The 21,284-nt window shown below is 28.6% G+C and carries 21 protein-coding genes; 13 read left to right on the forward strand and 8 right to left on the reverse strand.

Features of this window, described 5'->3' with window-relative positions:
• Nucleotides 1-41: 41 nt before the first annotated feature.
• The 11 genes from secA to CCORG_RS06050 all read left to right on the forward strand — a co-directional run bounded on the left by secA (nucleotide 42) and on the right by CCORG_RS06050 (nucleotide 13,609).
• The gene (secA, locus tag CCORG_RS06000; RefSeq protein ID WP_025803933.1) at nucleotides 42-2,684 is read left to right on the forward strand and encodes a preprotein translocase subunit SecA; all 2,643 of its coding nucleotides are present in this window, start codon (nucleotides 42-44) and stop codon (nucleotides 2,682-2,684) included.
• Nucleotides 2,685-2,700: 16 nt separating this feature from the next.
• Nucleotides 2,701-3,891, forward strand: coding sequence for an ABC transporter permease (locus CCORG_RS06005; RefSeq protein WP_025803932.1), 1,191 nt, complete (start codon nucleotides 2,701-2,703; stop codon nucleotides 3,889-3,891).
• Between the two features lie 166 nt (nucleotides 3,892-4,057).
• On the forward strand, nucleotides 4,058-5,026 hold the full coding sequence (locus CCORG_RS06010) for a Wzz/FepE/Etk N-terminal domain-containing protein (RefSeq protein WP_025803931.1): 969 nt from the start codon (nucleotides 4,058-4,060) through the stop codon (nucleotides 5,024-5,026).
• A 19-nt stretch (nucleotides 5,027-5,045) separates the two neighbouring features.
• Nucleotides 5,046-6,569, forward strand: a complete 1,524-nt coding sequence (locus CCORG_RS06015; protein ID WP_025803930.1) for a lipopolysaccharide biosynthesis protein — start codon at nucleotides 5,046-5,048, stop codon at nucleotides 6,567-6,569.
• Nucleotides 6,570-6,572: 3 nt separating this feature from the next.
• The gene (locus CCORG_RS06020; protein WP_025803929.1) at nucleotides 6,573-7,844 is read left to right on the forward strand and encodes a Coenzyme F420 hydrogenase/dehydrogenase, beta subunit C-terminal domain; all 1,272 of its coding nucleotides are present in this window, start codon (nucleotides 6,573-6,575) and stop codon (nucleotides 7,842-7,844) included.
• Nucleotides 7,841-8,917: a polysaccharide pyruvyl transferase family protein gene (locus CCORG_RS06025; RefSeq protein WP_025803928.1), complete on the forward strand. Its 1,077-nt coding sequence runs from the start codon at nucleotides 7,841-7,843 to the stop codon at nucleotides 8,915-8,917. The genes CCORG_RS06020 and CCORG_RS06025 overlap by 4 nt, the downstream gene beginning before the upstream one ends.
• Complete coding sequence (gene wecB, locus CCORG_RS06030) at nucleotides 8,910-10,052, forward strand: non-hydrolyzing UDP-N-acetylglucosamine 2-epimerase (RefSeq protein ID WP_172658562.1); 1,143 nt, start codon at nucleotides 8,910-8,912, stop codon at nucleotides 10,050-10,052. Before CCORG_RS06025 ends, wecB begins: the two co-directional genes overlap by 8 nt.
• Before the next feature lie 8 nt (nucleotides 10,053-10,060).
• Nucleotides 10,061-11,299, forward strand: a complete 1,239-nt coding sequence (locus CCORG_RS06035) for an O-antigen ligase family protein (protein WP_172658563.1) — start codon at nucleotides 10,061-10,063, stop codon at nucleotides 11,297-11,299.
• Nucleotides 11,247-12,350, forward strand: coding sequence for a glycosyltransferase family 4 protein (locus tag CCORG_RS06040; protein ID WP_081755085.1), 1,104 nt, complete (start codon nucleotides 11,247-11,249; stop codon nucleotides 12,348-12,350). The genes CCORG_RS06035 and CCORG_RS06040 overlap by 53 nt, the downstream gene beginning before the upstream one ends.
• Nucleotides 12,343-12,867 (forward strand): acyltransferase, encoded by a 525-nt coding sequence (locus CCORG_RS09050; RefSeq protein WP_025803263.1) that lies wholly within the window; start codon nucleotides 12,343-12,345, stop codon nucleotides 12,865-12,867. Before CCORG_RS06040 ends, CCORG_RS09050 begins: the two co-directional genes overlap by 8 nt.
• Complete coding sequence (locus CCORG_RS06050) at nucleotides 12,857-13,609, forward strand: WecB/TagA/CpsF family glycosyltransferase (protein ID WP_025803262.1); 753 nt, start codon at nucleotides 12,857-12,859, stop codon at nucleotides 13,607-13,609. The genes CCORG_RS09050 and CCORG_RS06050 overlap by 11 nt, the downstream gene beginning before the upstream one ends.
• Nucleotides 13,610-13,628: 19 nt before the next feature.
• Here the strand turns inward: CCORG_RS06050 and CCORG_RS06055 are convergent, their stop codons facing one another.
• From CCORG_RS06055 to CCORG_RS06075, 5 genes are all read right to left on the reverse strand, one after another.
• On the reverse strand, nucleotides 13,629-14,558 hold the full coding sequence (locus CCORG_RS06055) for a sugar transferase (RefSeq protein ID WP_025803261.1): 930 nt from the start codon (nucleotides 14,556-14,558) through the stop codon (nucleotides 13,629-13,631).
• 102 nt (nucleotides 14,559-14,660) lie between these two features.
• Complete coding sequence (gene tsaE, locus CCORG_RS06060; RefSeq protein WP_025803260.1) at nucleotides 14,661-15,071, reverse strand: tRNA (adenosine(37)-N6)-threonylcarbamoyltransferase complex ATPase subunit type 1 TsaE; 411 nt, start codon at nucleotides 15,069-15,071, stop codon at nucleotides 14,661-14,663.
• A complete protein-coding gene (locus CCORG_RS06065; RefSeq protein ID WP_025803259.1) occupies nucleotides 15,055-15,300 on the reverse strand; it encodes a S4 domain-containing protein in 246 nt (81 codons plus the stop codon). The genes tsaE and CCORG_RS06065 overlap by 17 nt, the downstream gene beginning before the upstream one ends.
• Before the next feature lie 128 nt (nucleotides 15,301-15,428).
• Entirely contained in the window at nucleotides 15,429-16,754 is a 1,326-nt protein-coding gene (locus tag CCORG_RS06070) for an esterase-like activity of phytase family protein (protein ID WP_025803258.1), read from the reverse strand.
• Nucleotides 16,755-16,918: 164 nt separating this feature from the next.
• The gene (locus CCORG_RS06075) at nucleotides 16,919-17,788 is read right to left on the reverse strand and encodes a D-amino acid aminotransferase (protein WP_025803257.1); all 870 of its coding nucleotides are present in this window, start codon (nucleotides 17,786-17,788) and stop codon (nucleotides 16,919-16,921) included.
• A gap of 114 nt (nucleotides 17,789-17,902) precedes the next feature.
• On the opposite strand from CCORG_RS06075, the gene CCORG_RS06080 reads away from it, so the two are divergent.
• Entirely contained in the window at nucleotides 17,903-18,394 is a 492-nt protein-coding gene (locus tag CCORG_RS06080; protein WP_025803256.1) for a hypothetical protein, read from the forward strand.
• On the opposite strand, the gene CCORG_RS06085 is transcribed toward CCORG_RS06080, so the two are convergent.
• From CCORG_RS06085 to rsmH, 3 genes are read right to left on the reverse strand one after another with little or no spacing between them, the layout of a single operon-like run.
• The gene (locus tag CCORG_RS06085) at nucleotides 18,391-19,350 is read right to left on the reverse strand and encodes a DNA recombination protein RmuC (RefSeq protein WP_216832732.1); all 960 of its coding nucleotides are present in this window, start codon (nucleotides 19,348-19,350) and stop codon (nucleotides 18,391-18,393) included. The genes CCORG_RS06080 and CCORG_RS06085 overlap by 4 nt on opposite strands.
• A 50-nt stretch (nucleotides 19,351-19,400) precedes the next feature.
• A complete protein-coding gene (locus tag CCORG_RS06090) occupies nucleotides 19,401-19,670 on the reverse strand; it encodes a hypothetical protein (protein ID WP_025803254.1) in 270 nt (89 codons plus the stop codon).
• Nucleotides 19,667-20,590 (reverse strand): 16S rRNA (cytosine(1402)-N(4))-methyltransferase RsmH, encoded by a 924-nt coding sequence (rsmH, locus tag CCORG_RS06095; protein ID WP_025803253.1) that lies wholly within the window; start codon nucleotides 20,588-20,590, stop codon nucleotides 19,667-19,669. Before rsmH ends, CCORG_RS06090 begins: the two co-directional genes overlap by 4 nt.
• 63 nt (nucleotides 20,591-20,653) lie before the next feature.
• Here rsmH and CCORG_RS06100 point away from each other — a divergent pair, with 63 nt between their 5' ends.
• Nucleotides 20,654-21,226, forward strand: coding sequence for a class II aldolase and adducin N-terminal domain-containing protein (locus CCORG_RS06100; RefSeq protein WP_025803252.1), 573 nt, complete (start codon nucleotides 20,654-20,656; stop codon nucleotides 21,224-21,226).
• Nucleotides 21,227-21,284: the final 58 nt, after the last annotated feature.

A 21,284-nucleotide genomic window follows, 5' to 3' on the forward strand; every position in this document is an offset into this window, starting at 1 on the left:
CAAAATATGTTAAAATACAAAATTAAATTTTTGGAGTGATTATGATACAGAATTTATTTGGAAAAATTTTTGGTACTAAAAATGATCGTATAGTTAAACACTACGCTAAAAGAGCAAAAGAGATAAACGCTCTTGAAAGCAAATATGAAAGCATGAGTGATGATGAGCTAAAAGCTAGTTTTGATGCGTTAAAGCAAGCCGTACAAAAAGATGAAAAAAGCTTAGATGATGTTTTAAACGATAGCTTTGCAATAACAAGAGAAGCTAGCAAAAGAGTACTAAATATGCGTCACTTTGATGTCCAGCTAATAGGCGGTATGGTACTTCATGATGGAAATATCGCTGAGATGAAAACTGGTGAAGGAAAAACCCTTGTAGCAACTCTGCCTGTTGTTTTAAATGCTATGAGTGGCAAAGGCGTTCATGTTGTAACAGTTAATGACTATTTGGCTAAGCGTGATGCTCGTGAAATGGGTGCTTTGTATGAGTTTTTAGGATATAGCGTTGGAGTTATAGTTGGCGGGCAGTATGATGATACTGAAAGAAAATCACAATATAACGCAGATATAACATATGGTACAAATAACGAATTTGGCTTTGATTATTTAAGAGATAATATGAAATTTAGAGCTGAAGATAAAGTCCAAAGAGAACATAATTTTGTTATAGTTGACGAAGTTGATAGTATTTTAATAGATGAAGCAAGAACTCCACTTATCATCTCAGGACCAACAAATAGAACTCTTGATGGCTATGTTAAGGCAAATGAAGTCGCACTTCAGCTTAAAAGAGGCGAACCAGCAAATTTAAACGAACCTGGTTCTAAACCAACTGGAGACTTTGTAGTTGATGAGAAAAATAGAACCATTATGCTAAATGAAGAAGGAATTGCTAAGGCTGAAAAGCTTTTTGGTGTAGATAACTTATATAGTCTTGAAAATGCTATTTTAAGTCACTATCTTGATCAAGCTCTAAAGGCAAATCACCTTTTCTTAAAAGATGTAAACTATGTGGTAAAAGATGGACAAGTTGTAATTGTTGATGAATTTACCGGTAGGCTTAGCGAAGGGCGTCGTTTTAGCGAAGGACTTCATCAAGCCCTAGAAGCAAAAGAAGGAGTTAAAATTCAAGAAGAGAGCCAAACTCTAGCTGATATTACATTTCAAAACTACTTTAGACTTTATGATAAACTAGCAGGTATGACAGGAACAGCTCAAACTGAAGCAAGCGAATTTAGTCAAATTTATAGCCTTGAAGTTATCTCAATACCTACTAACGTCCCAGTTGCTAGGATAGATCAAAACGATCTTATTTACAAAACAGAAGCTGAGAAATTTAGAGCTGTTATAGAAGAGATAAAACGCCTAAACGCTAAAGGTCAGCCTGTTTTAGTTGGAACAGCTTCTATAGAAAAAAGCGAAGTACTTCATGAACTTCTTAAAAAAGAGCGTATCGCTCACTCAGTACTAAATGCTAAAAACCACGAAAAAGAGGCTGAAATAATTGCCGATGCTGGAGCAAAAGGAGCAGTAACAATCGCAACAAACATGGCAGGTCGTGGTGTTGATATAAGGATAAATGATGAGGTAAGAGATCTTGGTGGACTTTATATCCTAGGAACAGAAAGACACGAAAGTAGGCGTATAGATAACCAGCTTCGTGGTCGTGCTGGAAGACAAGGAGATCCAGGAGAGAGTAGATTTTTCTTAAGTTTAGATGATAATTTACTTAGAATTTTTGGAAGTGATAGGATAAAAAATATCATGGATAGACTTGGTATAAAAGAAGGTGAAAGTATCGAGTCAAAAATGGTAACAAGAGCTGTAGAAAACGCTCAAAAAAAGGTAGAAAGCTTACACTTTGAAAGCCGTAAATATGTCCTTGAGTATGACGATATAGCAAATGAACAAAGAAAGACCATATATAAATACAGAAACGAACTTCTTGACCCTGAGTATGATCTAAGTCAAAAGATAGATGATAACAGACTAACATATGTTGATGTGGTGCTAGAAAATGCTGAAATTTATGATGGTATGCAAAAGAGTGATTTTAATCTAGATGCAGTTATTAGCTCATTTAGTGAAGAGATTGGGCATATTTTTACAAAAGAAGAGCTTGAAAAATTTGATACTTACTCAGAGCTTAAAGAGTATATTGCAGATGAACTTAAAAAAGCTTACGATGATAAGATGAGTTTGGTTGAGCCTGAACAAAGAAAAGCTATAGAAAAGCAAGTCTATCTTCAAGTCGTAGATAAGGACTGGAGAGAGCATCTTTATCAAATGGATATCTTAAAAACAGGCATTGGATTAAGAGGATATAACAGAAAAGATCCACTTACTGAGTATAAAAAAGAAAGCTATGAGCTTTTTGTTGATTTAGTTGGGCGTCTAAAAAGAGATAGTATAAGAACACTTCAAGCTATTCGCTTTAAGACAAAAGAGGAGATGGAAGCTGAAGAGCGCGCTATGAAGCAAGCTCAAGCTAGAGCGATGGAAGAGATGAATAGAGCTATCGAAGCTAAAAATAAAGAGCTTCAAAACGAGACTGAAGAGAAAAAATTAGAGCCTATAAAAGTAGCAAAAAAGCCTAAAAGAAATGAGCCATGCCCTTGTGGAAGTGGTAAAAAATACAAAGAGTGTTGTGGCAAAAGTGGTCCTAAAAAAGGTGATTTAGCCTAAATTTGGAGCTTGAAATTTGGTAAAATATTTAACTAGAAAATATCTTAGATTTGATAAAAGTCAGCCATTTATAACGATGTGTGCGATTTTAGCTTTTTTAGGCGTTAGCATTGGGCTAATGGTTTTAATAGTTGCAATGGCTATAATGAATGGCTTTGATAAAGAATTTGAAAGAAAACTCTTTACAATGAACTATCCTATAACGATACTTAGCCATTTTAAAGAGGGAATTTCTAGAAATGATCTTGAAAATTTAAGATCAAATTTACCAGATATCAAATTTAGCCCTTACATAACAACTCAAGCTATCGTAAAAGGTGGTGATAAACTAGAAGGTGCTGTTGTTTTTGGTGTGGATGCAAAAAGCGAAGCAGAAGTTAATGAAGTTGTAAAAAATGGACTAAAAGATGCGAATTTAACCGGCTTTGGTGCTATGATAGGAAAAGGCTTAAAAGAGCAGTTTATGCTTAGAAAAGATGATAAGATTATGCTTATATTTACCAAATTTGACGCAGGTGGCTTTTCACTACTTCCAAAGATGAAACGCTTTGATGTAAAGGCTGAGTTTCACTCAGGACTTATCGCTTACGATAAAGCCTACATATATACAGATATTAATGATTTAGCAAAAGTTCTTGACTATAAAGATGAAAGTTTTGATGGAATTCATATATATTCAAATGATCCATTTAAAGATAAGGAGCGTATAAAAGCTATCCTTCCTGAAAATATGGTAGCTCTTGGCTGGTGGGAGCAAAATGGAAACTTTTTTTCAGCTCTTGCTCTTGAAAAAAGAGCACTTTTTATCGTGCTAATGCTTATTATCTTAGTAGCAAGTCTTAATATCATAAGCTCACTTCTTATGACAGTCATGAATCGCCGTCAAGAAATAGCGCTTCTTCTTGCACTTGGTGCTAGTAAAAAAGAGGTTAAAAGCGTTTTTTTCAGACTTGGAATGGTAATAGGTGGTGGTGGCATTGTATTTGGTGCTATTCTTGGGCTTTTGGGAGTTTGGATTTTTGGTAGTTTTGATATAGTTAAGCTTCCAGCTGATGTTTATGGTAGCTCAAAACTTCCAATGGAGCTATCAGTAAGTGATTTTTGTATGATTATATTTGGTGCTCTTGCTATCGTTATAATCTCATCATACTACCCAGCCAAAAAAGCAACAGAAGTTGATGTTTTAGAAACTTTAAGGAATGAGTAGAATTGAATTTAAGTTTATTTAATATTTGATAGTTAAAGCTTGAGTTTATAATCTAGATTAAGTAAATAAATTTAAAGCGAAACTAAACAAAGTTTATAGAACTTGTTTAACTTGAATTTAAGTGATACTTTTATATAATCACTAGATTATTTTTAAGGAAAAAGAATTGGACAGACGAAGAATTGAAATTCAAGATGATGAAATTGATTTAGCTGTGGTATTTAAAACGCTATTTGATTATAAATTTACTATAGTCATTATAACTTTCATTTTTTTACTTATTGGAGTTATTTATGCTATAACATCCACTAAATGGCTAAAAACCACTGCCATAGTTGAAGTTGGTCATCACTTTACAAATAACAATGAACAATATATAGCTAACTTTTCAAATTTTAGAAATGACGTTTTAGCTTATGGAATTTCGGTTTTAGACCAAAATGAAACTGACTTTAAAGATATCTATGTTGATTATAATCTAACAACCAAAGATGATAGTGCTAATAAAGTCTTTGAAGATGGATTTTATGCTATAAATATTATTGGAAAAAATAAAGATAAATCACTCGAAAAAATAGATGAAATTTTAAAACAAATCACCATAAAACATAAGAATAATCTCGAGTATATCTTAGCACAAAAAAGCATTGATTTGGAGATTTTAAATAAAAATATAGAAGATACAAAAAATATAATATTAGCTAATGCAAACTATCAGATAAAAATTTTACAAGAAGAAGCTCCAAAAATAGCCGAAAAAATAGAACAAATTTCAAAAATTCTAATAGAAAAAGATAATATAGAAAATAAAGAGGCAGTTTCTTCTATTCAAATAGGTGGAAGCGATTACGGGTTATCATCTCTAATACAATATAGAAATAATATTATAACAAATTCAATATCAGATGCGAGCACAAGACTATTTGACATTCAAATGTTGTTAGAAAACATGATAAAGCAAAAGAACGACTTAGAAAAAGATATAAAGGATGGCTATAGGAATACTAAGGTGATGTCAGTAGCAACAACTCCTGAGAAAAATAAAAATTTATTAATAATAGCTATTTTAACTTTCATAGGCTTTTTCGTAAGCATTTTTAGTGTGCTTGTGTGGAATGTTGTAAAAAAAATATAAATAATTTTGTACAGCTGATATGTCAAATAAAAATCCTGTAATAGAGAGAAAAGAAGGTGCTATTTTAACATATGTAAATATTTTTCTTAATACCTTTATAATGATTTTTTATACCCCGTTTGTTATAAAAATGCTTGGGCAAAGTGAATTTGGTCTTTACTCGTTAGCTATTAGCATTATGGGGTATATTGCTATATTTGATTTTGGTCTTGGTAATGCAGTTGTTGTTTTTACATCTAAATTTATAGCAAAAAATCAGCAAAATAAACAAAACATTTTATATTCCACTGTATTTGTTTTTTATATCTGCATGAGTTTTTTAATAATTATTTTAGGAGTTATTTTTTTAAGTAATATAGAATTATTTTTTAAAAACTCTTTAACTTTAGAAGAGATAGAAATCTTAAAAGTTTTAGTTATGCTTTTAATTTTTAATATGACTTTTTCTTTACCTTGCAATGTTTTTTCATCTATACTAAATGCTTATGAAAGATTTATATTCATGAAAAAAATCTCAATTTTAAGATCTTTATTAACTCCATTATTTCTTAGTGTAATTTTACTTTTAGGCTTTAAGTCCATTTCTATGATAGTTTCAATTACATTTTTAAATATATTGTATTTTTTAACAATAATTATATATTGCAAAAAAAACATTAATATGAAAATAGATATTTTAAAATTTAATTTTAATTTTTTAAAAATGGTTTTAAATTATTCCATTTTTATTTTTATAGGATTGATAGTTGATCAAGTTAATTGGAATTTTGGTCAGTTTATAATAGGTTCTTTCTTGGGGGCAAAAGAAGTTGGCGTTTTTGCTATAGCAATTTTGTTTAACTCAATGTTTATAATGCTTTCAACTGCTATTAGCGGAGTATTTTTACCTAAAATTTCTAAGATGATTTCAAGTGGAGCAAATAACGAAACTCTAACTAACGAAATGATAAGAATAGGAAGACTTCAAGGTTATATTATTTTTTTAATACTATTTGGCTTTATTATTTTCGGTAAGGATTTTATAAAACTTTGGGTTGGAGAAAGCTATATAGATGCTTATTATTTAACAATTATCATAATGATACCTCTTAGTGTGCCATTAATCCAAAATCTAGGACTTAGCATAATGCAAGCTAAAAACCAATATCAATTTAAGGCGATTTCCACACTGATAGGAGCTATTATTTCCATATTTTTATCTATATATTTGGTTAAAATTTATGGATATTTTGGAGTATCATTTAGTATAGCTTCTATGTTTTTTATAATGAACGGCATCGCAATTAACTGGTATTATCATAAAAAAATTAAGCTTAATATGCAAAAATTTTGGAGTGAAATATTTAAAAATATCACTCCAATTTTTCTGTTATTTCTGTTATTTCTGTTATTTTCAAATTTTATCAAATCAGACAATATAGTATATTTTGCTATAGAAATTTTAGTTTTTATGTTACTTTATTTTATAGTTTGCTATAAAATCTGTATGAATGAGTACGAAAAATCACTCCTTGAATCAATACTTAAAAAAATAAAGGTATAAAATTTGAAACCAAATGTTATAGAATTAGTCGTTAAAAAAGATAGATGTATAGGTTGTGGAACTTGTGCTGGTATGTGCCCTGTCAATGTTTTAAGTATGGATTTTAATAAAAGTGGCTGTTATGAGCCTTATGAAATTCCAGGATGTCTTAGTAAATGCACTATTTGTTTAAAGGTATGTCCTTTTTACGACAAAGATCTAAAAGAGATTGGAATTTCAAACGAGCTATATAAAACCCAAAAATCATATAAAGAAATGGGAAATTTTATAGGCACTTATGAGTTTTATATAAAAGATGAAAAAGAAAGAATCAAAAGTGCTAGTGGTGGGGCAGGATATTATATTTTAAGTGAACTTTTAAGTCAAAAAAAGGTTGATAAAATTATCGCAATTGAGCCAAATGACGATCCAGAGATGCTTTTTAAATTTAGTGTGTTTGATAATGTTTTAGACTTACAAAAAAGTAAAAAATCAGCTTATTATCCTACAAATATGGAAAGTATTTTAAAATACATTTTAAAAAATGATTATTCATATGTAATTACAGCACTTCCATGTTTTGCAAAAGCTATTAGATTAGTACAAAAAACAAACCCTAAAATAAGAAAAAGAGTTAAATTTATAGTAGGTCTTGTTTGTGGGCAGTTAAAAAGTAAAAATTTTACGCAAACTTTAGCTGATTTAAATTTTAAAACCCATAAAAAGCTTAAAAAAGTTGATTTTAGACATAAACTAGAAGGAAGACCTAGTTCAAATTTTGCATTTAAATTTACATCTGTCGATGACTGGTCATCTGTCGATGACCGTAAAACCTCGCCGAGTATTTTTTGGTCATCTAGAGCATTTACTCCACTTGCCTGTAATAACTGCAATGACACCTTTGCTTTGTGTGCGGACGCTGTTTTAATGGATGCTTGGCTTGGTAAATTTACAAAAGATTGGCGTGGACACTCTTTGATTATTACTAGAAATCATGAAATTGATGAAATGTTAAAAAATGCTGATAAAAATTTTGTTCATTGTGAAAGTTTTGATTATAAACAGGTTTATGTTTCACAAAAACCTGTTGTGGATAATAAAAGTATGTTTTTTCATAAGAAGTTAAATTTTATCTCAAAAGCTAAATTAAAATTACAAATAAATACTAATCTAAATCCTAGGGATTTTAACAAGTATTTAGAAGAATATTTAAAACAAGAAAAAATATACAAAATCATGATTTTTTCTATGAGAGTAGTAAGAAAAATTATAAGAGAGATAAAGGCGATGATATGAAAATAGCAGTTTTAACTTTACCACTTTTAAATAATTATGGTGGAAATTTACAAGCTTTTGCGATGATGAGATTATTAAAGAATTTAGGGCATGAGCCAGTTTTTTTAAATTTACAGCTTACTCATAGTTTAGAATTTTGGGTTAAATTTATAATAAAAAAATACTTTTTATTTTTTATAAATAAGTATAAAAATCCATTTTTTTTAAACCGTAAAAAATGCATGAAAAGATTTATTGATGATTTTATTATTCCGCAAAGTAAGAAAATTTGTTCTGAAAATGAATTATTATATTTTTTAAAAAATAGTAATTTTGATGCTTGTATAGTAGGAAGCGATCAAATTTTTAGTAGTATGGGGGTTTTGGGTTTTAGAGATATTTATTCGTTAGGTTTTTTAAGTGATAATATTATAAAACTTTCATATGCTGCGTCTTTTGGTGGAGATAAATACAAAGGTGGTAATATAAATTTTCATTCACAAAATTTAAAGAAATTTAAAGCTATTTCTGTTAGAGAAAAAAGTGGAGTGAAAATATGTAAAGAAATTTTTGGTGTTGGTGCTAAACATGTGCTTGATCCGACCATGATGCTTGAGGTTAGTGAGTATAAAAGCCTTTTTACTGACATTAAAAACTCAAAAACAAAAGGTAAAATTTTTGTTTATATTTTGGATAAAAACAAAGAAAAAACTGATGCTATAAAAAAGTTTGTAAAAGATAAAAATTTAGAAGCTTATGAGATAAATGATGGAAATTCTTCACAAGATACCATTTCTATCGAAGAGTGGCTTAAAAATATCTACGATGCAGATATTATTATAACAGACTCATTTCATGGATGTGTATTTTCAATTTTATTTAATAAACCATTCCATGCTTTTGTAAATAAAGAACGTGGTGTAGATAGGTTTTACTCACTTTTTGAGATGTTTGACTTAAATGATAGAGTGGTAAATGACGCTAAATTTAGCTTAAATGAAATTGATTATAAAAAAGTAGATGAGATTCTTAAAAAACAAAAAGAGTATTCTAAAGAGTTTTTAATATCAAATTTAAGGATAAAAAATGGCTAAAATTTTAATAATATTTGGAACTCGCCCAGAAGCGATAAAAATGGCACCATTAGTAAAAGAGTTTAAAAAATATCATGAATTTGATACAAAAGTATGTGTTACAGCTCAACATAGAGAAATGCTTGATCAGGTACTTGAAATTTTTGATATAAAGCCGGATTATGATCTAAATATAATGAAGCAAAATCAAGATTTATACGATGTAACCTCAAATATTTTACTTCAAATAAAAAAAGTTTTTGATGATTTTAAACCAGACTTTGTATTTGTTCATGGTGATACTACAACGACATTTGCCTCTAGTTTGGCTGCATTTTACAAGCAGATTAAGATTTGCCATGTTGAAGCAGGGCTTAGAACGTATGATATTTATAATCCTTTTCCAGAAGAGGTAAACAGGGTTTTAACTAGCAAGCTTGCCAAATTTCATTTTGCCCCTACAAACAAAGCGATGCAAAATTTATTAAACGAAAATGTTGATAAAAATAATATTTTAGTTACCGGAAATAGTGTGATTGACGCTCTTTATTGTGTGCTTGATAAAATAAATAATGATTTAAATTTAGAAAAAGAAATTTATGAAAAACTTCAAAATTTTTTAGATAATAAAATTGACATAAAAAAAGATAAATTTATTTTAGTAACTGCACACAGAAGAGAAAATTTTGGCAATGGAATAAAAAATATTTGCATAGCCTTAGAAATATTAGCTAAAAATAATCCAAATATTAATTTTATATATCCAGTTCATCTTAATCCAAATATTCAAAAACCTGTTTTTGAAAAATTAGGTGAAATTTCAAATACACATCTTATAAGCCCTTTGGATTATTTAGAGTTTTCATATTTGATGAATTTGTCATATCTTGTTTTAACTGATAGTGGAGGAATTCAAGAGGAAGCACCAAGTTTAGGAAAACCTGTATTGGTTTTAAGAAATACAACTGAAAGACCTGAAGCCATAGAAGCTGGAACGGTAAAATTAGTTGGAACATGCATTGATAAAATAGTTGAAAATACTCAAATTCTAATAGATGATAAAAAAGAGTATAAAAAAATGAGTAAAGCTTCCAATCCTTATGGTGATGGTAAGGCTTGTGAAAAAATAGTGGAATTTATCTATAATAAATATTAAAAAATAATATGAATAAAAAAAAATTAATAATTTTAGAAAAAATTTTATTGTTAGGTTTAATATTTTATGTGCCAGTAGATATTATAAATGGTTTTTTAATTGAGAAATTTAATATATCCATATCTTTATTTTATAAATTTAGTATTGTTTTTCTTATGATGTTATTAAGTTTTAATAAAAAAATTGCACAGTATTTTATTATAATAAACATATTAATATTATTATTTCTAATTCATTTTTTGATATCTGAAAATTTTTTAATATCAGTTTTAGGCTTAGATTGGATGATTAAATTTATGTTAATATTTATATCTTATTTGTATTTTTCAAGTTTAAATTTAAAGCAATTTAAAAGAAATTCTCTAATTTTTATTAAATATTCATTTTTATTTTATGTTTTTAATTTTACAATTGGTGCTTTTGGTTTCGGATATAATACATATAGTGATAATGAGGGTGTAAAAGGTTTTTTTTACGCCATGAATGAAGTTGCTATTGGAGTATTAATCTGTGGCGGAATATTGCAAATGATATTTATAAGTAGTCGATATTATTTATTGTTTTTATTTGTTTCATTTTTAGTAATTTTTATTGGAGTTTTATCGTCTACTAAGGTTATGTTTATAGGTGCTTTGATAATTTTTTTATCTTTTTTATATATACATGTATCCAATTCAATCAACAATAAAAGAATAAATAAAAAAACATTTTTTTTATTTATAACAGTGCTTATTATATTGCCAATTTTAATTTTATTTTCATTTTATTATGCATATTATTTAACAAATATTTTTAATAGATTACAGTACTTTTATAACAAATTAGATATTTTAACTTTTGTATTTAGCAATAGGAATGTATATGCTAAAATGGCACTAGATTTATTTTTAAACGATTATAATAGCATAGAAATTTTATTTGGAAGTGGTATATTATGGACTTATGCTTTTGATGGTATTAATATGGTAGAAATAGATTTAATAGATTTTTTAATGTCATATGGTTTATTTGGTGTATTTATTACATATGGATTTTATATTTTTATAGTACTAAAAAATCAGTTTAAAAAAAGAATTTATTATAGATATACTAATATTATTATGATATTGGTATTATGTATCAGCTTAACCGCTGGACATGTTTTAAATTCTGGTCACGCTGGAATTTTTTTAGGTCTTTTAATGTCATTCTGTAATGCAAAAAGGAGGAAAAATGAGGATATTAGTTCTATCAAATATGTACCCTAGCAAAAGATATCCAAACTATGGTGTATTTGTAAAGAATTTTGTGGAAAAATTATTGGATGAAAATATAAATATTAATATAGTTTGTATAAAAGGTAGAGAAAATATTAAAATAAAAAAAATATGCAAATATTTTATTTTTATTTTTAAGTCTATATTTTGTATATTGAGAAATAATTATGATGTAATATATATACACTATGCGGAGCATTCAGTATTTCCTTTAGCTTTAATTAAAGTATTTTATAAAATAAAAAAACCAATTATTATAAATGCACATGGCGACGATGTTCTTAGTAATTCTAGAGTATCAAAAATGGTGTATTCTACTATACAAAGTGCTAGCTTAATAGTTGTCCCATCTAAATATTTTTATAATATAGTGTTAAAAAAATACTCTAACCCAAATATTTTTATTTCTCCATCTGGTGGAATAAATTTAAAAATTTTTAATTCTAAAAATAGCAATTTAATATCTAATGATAATATAATAAAATTAGGGTATGTTTCAAGAATAGACCATGGCAAGGGCTGGGACGTGCTTTTAAAGGCAATACATGTTTTAGTTACAAAATATAATATGATAAATATTAAATTAACTGTTATAGGCTGTGGAAATGAAGAAAAAGATTTTTTAAATATGATTGATAATTTAAAAATAAATAAATATGTATATTTTTTAGGTGTAAAAAAACAAAATGATTTACCTGAGCACTATAGAAATATGGATATTTTTGTTTTTCCATCATATAGAGCAGGTGAAAGCTTGGGTTTGGCTGGATTAGAAGCTATGGCTTGTGGTGTTCCAGTAATAGGTTCTAAGATTGGAGGGATAGAAACTTATTTAATTGATAATTACAATGGTTTTTTATTTGAGCCCGGAGATTATAATGATTTAGCTTTAAAAATTGTAAAATTTATAAAATTAGATAATATACAAAAAAAAATATTAATTAAAAATTCAATAAATACTTCTAAAATGTATGATAATGAAATAGTTAATAAAAAACTAATTCATAAAATAAAAAATACATGCGAGAATTTCTATGGATAGACTAAAATTAATTTTATACTATATTATAATATTTAATTTGCCAAGTTCTAAATTCGGAAAGATATTTAATACTATTAGAATTTGGTATATTTCTTTTGTTCTAAAAATATCTAATTATGATAAAAATAATAAATTTGAAAATAAGGTCTATATTAGTAATGCTAAAAATTTATCTATTGGAAAACATTGCCACATCAATGAAAGAGTTTTTATACAAGGAGCTGTCATTGGAAATTATGTAATGATTGCTCCTAATGTTGCTATTTTAAATTCAACACACAAACATGATATGATAGATAAACCAATGATAATGCAAGGAGATATTAAAGATTTGAATCCAATTATAGAAGATGATGTTTGGATAGGGAGAAATGCAATTATTTTGCCGGGTGTAAAAATTGGAAAAGGTAGTATAGTTGGTGCAGGTGCAGTTGTAACTAAAGATGTGAAAAAATACACTATAGTTGGCGGTGTTCCGGCTAAGGTTTTAAAAATAAGGACAAATAATGAAAAATAATAAAAAGGTTACTTTATTCGGTATAGATATATATAGTTTTACAATGTCGGAAATGGTAAAGATTATAGATGATTCCATAAAAAACAATAAAAAACTATATCAGGAAGATATTAATGCTGCAAAAGTCGTATTTTATCATAAAAACAAATTTATCAAAAAATCTATTGATATGTCTGATTATAGATGTGCTGATGGCCAATCTATAGTTTTTGCTAGTAAGATATTTGGTAAAACATTACCAGAAAGAATTGCTGGTATTGATTTAATGCAAAATTTAATAGCTTTATCTGATAATAAAAAATATAAAATATTTCTTTTAGGCTCAAAAGAAACAATTATTAAGACCTTAGTCAAAAAAATTAGAAATAAATATGGTGAAGATATTATTGTTGGCTATAGAAATGGATATTTTAATAAAGATGAGGAGCAAAACATAATTAATAAAATAAATTCAAGTGGGGCAGATATGCTTTTTATAGGAATTGGAAGCCCATATAAGGAAGAATTTATTTCTAGAAATTTAAATGAAATAAATGTGCCATTTATTATGGGGGTTGGTGGCAGTTTTGATGTCCTTTCTGGACATATTAAGAGAGCACCACTTTGGATGCAGAAGTATGGACTAGAATGGTTTTACAGATTTTTAAAAGAACCAAAAAGAATGTTTAGAAAGGCTTTTATAATTAATCTAAAATTTATTTATATGGTATTTGAGGAAAAATTAAAAATAAAAAAAAGATAGCCATATAAAGTTTAATTCCTTAAATACCCTCTTTATTTATTACTATAAATAAAGTTTTGAAAACTATTTTTATCTCAAGCCAAAGTGACCAGTGTTTTATGTAGTATAAATCATACATTAATTTTTGTTTTGTATCGTATAAATTTTCGCCGTACGGGTAATTTACCTGTGCCCAGCCAGTAATTCCTGGGCGAACCAAATGGCGTTCGTTATAATACGGAATTTCTTTTTCATATTCTTTAACTAATATATTCCATTCAGCCCTAGGTCCTACTAGGTGCATATCGCCTTTCAAAACATTTATACACTGCGGAAGCTCATCAAGTCTTGTTTTTCTCATAAATTTACCAAAAGCAAAAACTCTATCATCATCTTTTTTTGTATATTTCTCAAAGTATGAATTTTCATGCATAGTTCTAAATTTGCAACATCCAAATTCTTTCGTATTTAACCCAACTCTTTTTTGTATAAAATAAAGCTTTCCAGGACTTTGCTCTTTAATCTTTTTCTTTATATATGGCTTTATGGCTAAATTTATAACCCACAAAATCAAAGCTCCTACGATATCAATAGATCTTTTTATAAATAGTTCAAATTTATTATATGGCTTTATCTCACTTAAAAAATTAAGATTATTAAGCTCATCTGGTATGTAAATTTTACAAAGTTCTTTTTCTAAGAATTTTTGAATTGAAAGCACTTTTAAATACTTCTTTTTGTATTTAAACTGTAAAAGCGTCAAAAATCTCACCATTTTTGGGTCCAAATTCATATGAGTATTTAAAACTATATACTTATGATAATCTTTTTTTAAAATATCTTTTATATTCTTTCTAGTTAAAACACTATTTTGATTATTATATTCTAAAAATTTCAAATTTTTAAATTTGCGATTTAATTTTTTAAGCTCAATCTCGTTAAATTTATACTTATTTCCAAGAATTATCAATTCTAGCCTTTAAAAAATAATAATTCCATATTCTATCTTAACAAAACTTTAAAATGAATTAATGCTATATTATTAAATATTACCTTATAAAAATACCTATTTTTATATATTAAAATTACTCACACTATACTTCCTTTTATCTCCTAAATTTTCTATCTCAACCACATAGTAAGGAAGTTCGTATTTTTTAAGCATCTCTTCAAGCTTTTCATCGCCCCACTCTACCAAATGAAGCCCATCTTCAAAAAGATTTTCAAAAAGTCCGTTTTTTATAAGACCATCAAAACCTGAGTTATATATATCATAGTGATAAATTTCACCATATTTGTGCATGATAGAAAATGTCGGTGAAGTCACGATGTCACTAATACCATGAGATTTTACGATGGCTTTTACAAGTGTGGTTTTTCCACTTGAAAGATCACCTCTTAAAATCACAATACCATCTTTTGGAAGCTTATCTACTAAAGTTTTAAGCTCACTAAGAGCTAGTATATCACAACTCTTTGACATACTTTGCCTGATCTGATTTTGGGGTATTTTTAGTAGCTGGAAAATCTAAAACCTCATAGTTTTTATCGCCTTTTAAATAGCTAATAGTTATCTTATCGCCCACTTTTAGCTCTTTTGCTGGTTTTGCTACGACACCATTTACGCTTACAACTCCACTTTTGCACATATCTTCGCTTACGGCTCTTCGTTTTGTTATGTTTACTGCATTTAAAAATTTATCTACTCTCATACGCGTAGTTTAGCAAAATTTATTAAATTTAAAATACAAGGTTTTAAATTCGATGAAATTTAAAAGTATAATTTTAGTAATCATAAAAGGAATGCTGCTAAAAGAGCCCAAATTTAGGGCTCTTAAACTTACTCAGCCTTTAAAAACTCAGACACTTCTAGAAGTATTAGTTCGTTATCATCAGCTTGATTTGGCTCACGGCTGCTTGATTTTGGATAGTTGTTGTCATTTCCAACTACGATATGACTATCATCAACCATATCAACATTTTCTATCGTAAAGAAAGGAAATACAAATTTACCATCCACAAGTGGCTTTTTAGCAACGCCGTTTGGATCTTTGATATTCATCAAATCTATATAAGCTATCTTCTTAGCAATACCATCATCACCTAGTTTTACCTTATAAATTCTTTTGAATTTAGCTGGATTATCAAAGCACTTTTTAGTATCTTCGCCATCTTTGCACGCTTTATCCATAGTGCCTTCTGTATCATCACGCTCGATTATTAGGCCATATTTTTCATCTATCATGTTAAAATCACCAATAGAATTTCCATTATCTTCTAAGATATATTTCCAGCTTTTGCCTGTGTACTCATCTTTTGAAGTGTCTAGCTCTAGTATGCGTAAATAATCTTTTGAGTCAACATTTTCTTTTTTCATATCTGCTGTATATAAAGCACCTTCCAGTAGTGGATATAGCTTGCTACCATCTGGGCTTGATGCCATTCCTTCAAAGCCTTTTGAGCGTTTTACTTGAAATTCAGGCATTTTACCATCAGGAGTACCAGGTAGAGTTAGTGCTGGATTATCAGGAGATTTAACAACCTTACCATCAACTACTGTTTCTATTACTTTTACTACATTGCCGTCTTTGTCAGTCTTAAGTACATATGGTCCAAATTCTTCGCCGATATAGACAAAATCCCCTACAAACTGTATACTCTCAGGGTCAAAATCACCACCTGTAAGGTATCTCTCTTTTGTTCCTTCAGTTACGATTAAAAAATCAACGACGCGGTTTGGATCCTTTAAAAAAACACTTCTATCAGGTTTTACTTCACCGCTTTTAAAGTCCACATCATAAAAGTTATAGTAAAGCATACTATCTTTTGAGTTTTTCTTATTGCCTAGACCATTATCTGTGATGATAGCAAATTTATTATCTCCTAAGCTTAAAATACCAGAATGTCCCTGTCTTGGTTGACCTTCAAATGGATACATAACTCCAGTTGGTCTTCCATTTGATACACCCTCTATTGTTCCTAGTTTATCGCTTCTTTTATCGCCTGCGAATTTACCATTTACCTTTAGCATATCTGGAGCATCACTAGGTGCAGCGATAAAACTATCATGACTAAGTATAGCATGACCTGCTAAAGTAGCGTCAAATTCTTTACTAGCAAAAAGCGAAGTAGCTAAAACAAAAGAAAAAAGTAGTGTTTTTTTCATAAAATCTCCTTATTAAAAATTGATGAGATTTTATAAAAACTAAAATACATTTAGGCTACATTTAGCTTAAAGCTTGTAACCGTTTAGTTATTTTTGTGATTTTTAGTTGATGATTAAAAAAATTTAATATTCAAGATAAATTTAACCCTTTTATTTTAAAGGGGTTAAATTAGACCAGCTTCTTTTTTTATCTTCTTAGCATAAAGTTCTCTAAGCTTTGGTGCAAACTCCCCTACTTTTCCACCAGATATAAGCTTTTGATCAACCTTAACAACTGGAAGAAGCATCAAAGTAGCAGCACTTATAAAAACCTCATCAGCATTAAATAGCTCATCAAGTGTGAAATTTCGCTCTTCTGTTTTAAGTCCTGCCTCGTGAGCAAATTTAAGGATATTTTTTCTACGAATTCCTGGAAGTATCTCATTTGATAGCGGTTTTGTTATTAAAACTTTATCTTTTATGATGAAAACTGATGAGCTACTGGCTTCAGTTACAAAACCATTTTCATACATTATACACTCATCAACGCCTGCCTTATGAACTGCTTCTTTAGCGATACACTGTCCTAAAAGCGAAACTGATTTAATATCTCGTCTTTTCCATCTAATATCTTCAAAAGTTATAACTTCTAAGCCAGTAGTTGCTTTTGGATTTTCTAAGATATTTTTTTCATACACAAATGCCACAACTGTTGGAGTAAGTCCTGTTATAAAGTGAAAATCCCTTGGTGCTGCCCCGCGGGTTATCTCTATATAAAGTCCACCACTTTTTATACCGTTTTTTTCTATAAGTTTATAAGCAATGCTTTCAAATTCATCTCTTGAAAATGGACATTTTATCTCAACCTTAGCCAAACTGCTTTGAAATCTTTGCCAAAAATCATCATTATCAACAAGCTTAGCATTTAAAAAAGGCACAACCTCATAAACACCATCGCCAAAGATAAATCCTCTATCATAAGCACTTATTTTTGCCTCTTTTGCCTCTACAAATTCACCATTTACATATGTTATTCCAGTTAGTTCATTTATCATTTTAAATCCTTAAATAAAATGATGATTTTACCAAATTTTTAATACAAAATAGTAAAATTTCTAAATTTTAAACAAATTTTGGTAAAATAACCTAAGTTTAAGCTGGAGGTAAAGATGAATAGTTTCAAAGAAAAAGTTGTTTATGGTATGTTTACAGTATCAAAAAAGCCTGTGCTGTTTAGAGATCTGTTAGAGGCAAATTCTACTTATAATGAAAATATGCTAGTAGACCCTTCAAAGCTAAATTTTAAATTCAAATATGGCAAAAGCTATATAATATTTGGTCTTTTATGCCTAGCCATCTTAATACCTTTAATAATTCTAACTCATAAATTCCTAGCAAAAGCAGATGTTCATATTTCTTTAATAGTTGCTATTTTAGTAACAGCTTCTATTTTTATAGGTTTTGATATTTTTAAAGCATGGGCAAGAAGTGAGCTTACAAAAGATCTTATAAAAAAGGCTTGGAGAGTTCATTTTCCATATTTTGACTACGATAAATATAACCAAAAAGTAGAAGAAATTTATAACGAAGCAGTAAAAAAAGAGATACCAAAAAGAGACCTAGAAAAGTATGTTATTGACACTTTAGTAAAGCTTAGCTAGCTAAGCTTACTTATAGTATCAAATCTATCAGATAGTTTTTGGCTACTTTCTTCTATTAAACTTATAGCTTCTCTTAGCTTTGTAGCGTAACTAAGAGCAGCTCTTGAGTGCTTTTTAAATTTTATAAATTCATTCGATAGTTCAAAAATCTCTTTTTTTATCACAGTAGCGTTTTTACTAATTTGTTCATCTTTTAAAAAAACTCCAACCGAGTAAAGAAGTGCCATAAGAGTCGTTGGAGAGGCTAAAAAAACTCCTTTTTGGTAAGCAAATTCTAAAATTTCACCATCGCAAGCAGCACCAAAAACTGCCTCACTTGGCAAAAACATAACAGCAAATTCTGTCGTCTTTGGTGGAGTAATGTAGCGAGTTGAAATATCATTTATATGTTTTTTTATATCTTTTAAAAATGCTCTTTTACAGCTCTCATCATCAAAAATTTTAAGATAGTTTGTTAGTGGAAATTTTGAGTCAATTGGCAAGATTAAATCATTTTTTATTTTAATAGCCGCATCTACCCTAACACCGCTTGGATAACTCTTTTGAAGTTCATAAAATTTAGAATTTTCTCCATAACTTAAGCGTAAAATTTTCTCTAACTCAAACTCACCAAAATTTCCCCTAAGTTTTGGGTTAGAAAAAACTCTATTTAGCCTTATTATCTCATCTTTAAGAAGGGTTACACTAGAATTTGAGCTTTTTAACTCAGCCATTTTATCAACAATAGAGCTAAATTTATGCTCTAAAGAATTTAGTGAGTTAGTGCTGTTAGTTTGAGCATTCATCAAAGATTGATTAATGTTTTTACTCATCATAAAAAACCTATCTATAACTGTATCGCTCATATCATTTGTAAGATTTTCTTGCCTAGATAGGCTCTCCATCATAAATTTATGTAAAGACAGAATTTGAGTATCAAAGCTCTCTTTTTGTTTAAAAAGCAAAAACACTATCACCAAAAAAGCAAATAAAAAAATTATACCAAATATCGCTAAAATCAGCTCATTCATATCTCTATACTTAGTTCATTTATTATTTCATAACGAAATTTAAGCTTTTCTATATTTCGCTCAAGCTCTTTGTTCTCTTCAACCAAAACAGAGTGTTTGGTCTTTAAAGAGTCAATATCTCTACTTATATAGTAAATTTCATTTCTAATGTAGATGGTTGGAATAAAAAGCAGTATCATCACAGCTACCAAAACAAAAGCCCAAACCAAATCAATAAAGCCTAAATTTAAAGGCTTTTCAAATTCTTTTAAAATTTCATCACTCATTTTATCTTAAAAACCCTCATTTTTGCGCATCTACTTCTTGAATTTTCTTTCATCTCTTTTTGACTTGGAGTTACTGCTTTTTTAGTTATTATCTCACCTAATGCGTGATCTCCTCCACACTCACACTTTAAAAAAAACTCAGGACAAATGCAGTTTTTACTCCACTCTTTAAAGGTGTTTTTTACCACTCTATCTTCTAAAGAGTGAAATGATATTATAGCTACTATACAGTTAGTTAAATTTAAATTTCTTATATTTGTTAGTAGAGTTGTTAGCTCATCTAGTTCGGAATTTACCTCTATACGAACCGCTTGAAAAACAAGTGTTGCTTTGCTTACAGAGCTTTTTTGGAATTTGCTTCTTCTCATAGGAGCATCTCCTATGATACTTACTAACTCTTTAGCGGTTGATATTGCTTTAATCTCTCTTGCTTTTACTATTTTAGAAGCTATAAATTTAGCATCTTTTAACTCACCATACTCTCTTAAAATTCTTTCTAACTGGCTAGCTGAGTAGGAATTTATCACAAATTTAGCATCTTTTTCTTGACTGACATCCATTCTCATATCTAAAGTATCACTATTTAGAGAAAAACCCCTACTATTTTGATCTATTTGAAGTGATGAAAGTCCGATATCAGCAAGAATTCCTCTTATATTCCCAACATCTAAATGCTTTAAAATTTCGCTAAATTTAGAGTGATAAATTTTTACTCTATTACCAAATTTTTCAAGCTTTTTAGTTGAGTACTCAACTGCTGTTTTATCTCTATCACAACCTACTAAATTTATACCCCCGTTTTGTTCTAAAATCAAACTACTATGCCCAGCATATCCAAGTGTGCAATCCACAATAGTGCCACTTTTTATCTCTTTAAATGTCTCTAAAACCTCATTAGATAAAACTGGAGTATGTATCAAATTTAGCCTTTTTATAAAATTTTGCTGTATAATAGCACAAATTTGTTTAAAAAGGTTAAAATTTTGGATCAAAAAAACACTCTAGATCTGATGAAAAGACTATCGCTTTCTATGTTTAGAAAGAGTTTTTTTGGAATTTATCATGGCTCTTTGTCAGCTAGAATCTCGCTTACAAAATTTACTATAAACAAAAAAGATGCGATATTTGATGGTTTACAAGATAAAGATTTTATAACAATTGATGAAAAAAGAGATTATAAATGGGATGAAGCAAGTATTGATAGCGAAATTCATCTAAATATATATAAAACTATCTATGAAGCTAAATTTATAGCTTTTGCGATGCCACCAAATACCGTTGCTTACTCACTAAATCACGACTATATCATGCCAGATGACTACTTTGGTAAGATGCATTTTAGTAAGATAAAAATTTACGATCCTAAAAATATGGATGATTGGTATGAAAGAGCCCCTTATGAGATAAGTAAAACAATGATAAAAAACCGTATAAATTTCTTAATAATAAGAGGTTATGGGATAGTTCTTCACTCAAGAAGCTTAAATGAATTAGCAAAAACTGTAGCTTTGATAGATAATAGTGTAAAAATTCTTCAGCACAAAGCTCTTTCTTAGAAATTTAACTAACACTAACTAAATTTTATTTTGTTAGTAATAAAAGTTAGTCAAATTT

This window comes from Campylobacter corcagiensis, assembly GCF_013201645.1.
GTDB classification, from domain to species: Bacteria; Campylobacterota; Campylobacteria; order Campylobacterales; family Campylobacteraceae; genus Campylobacter_B; species Campylobacter_B corcagiensis.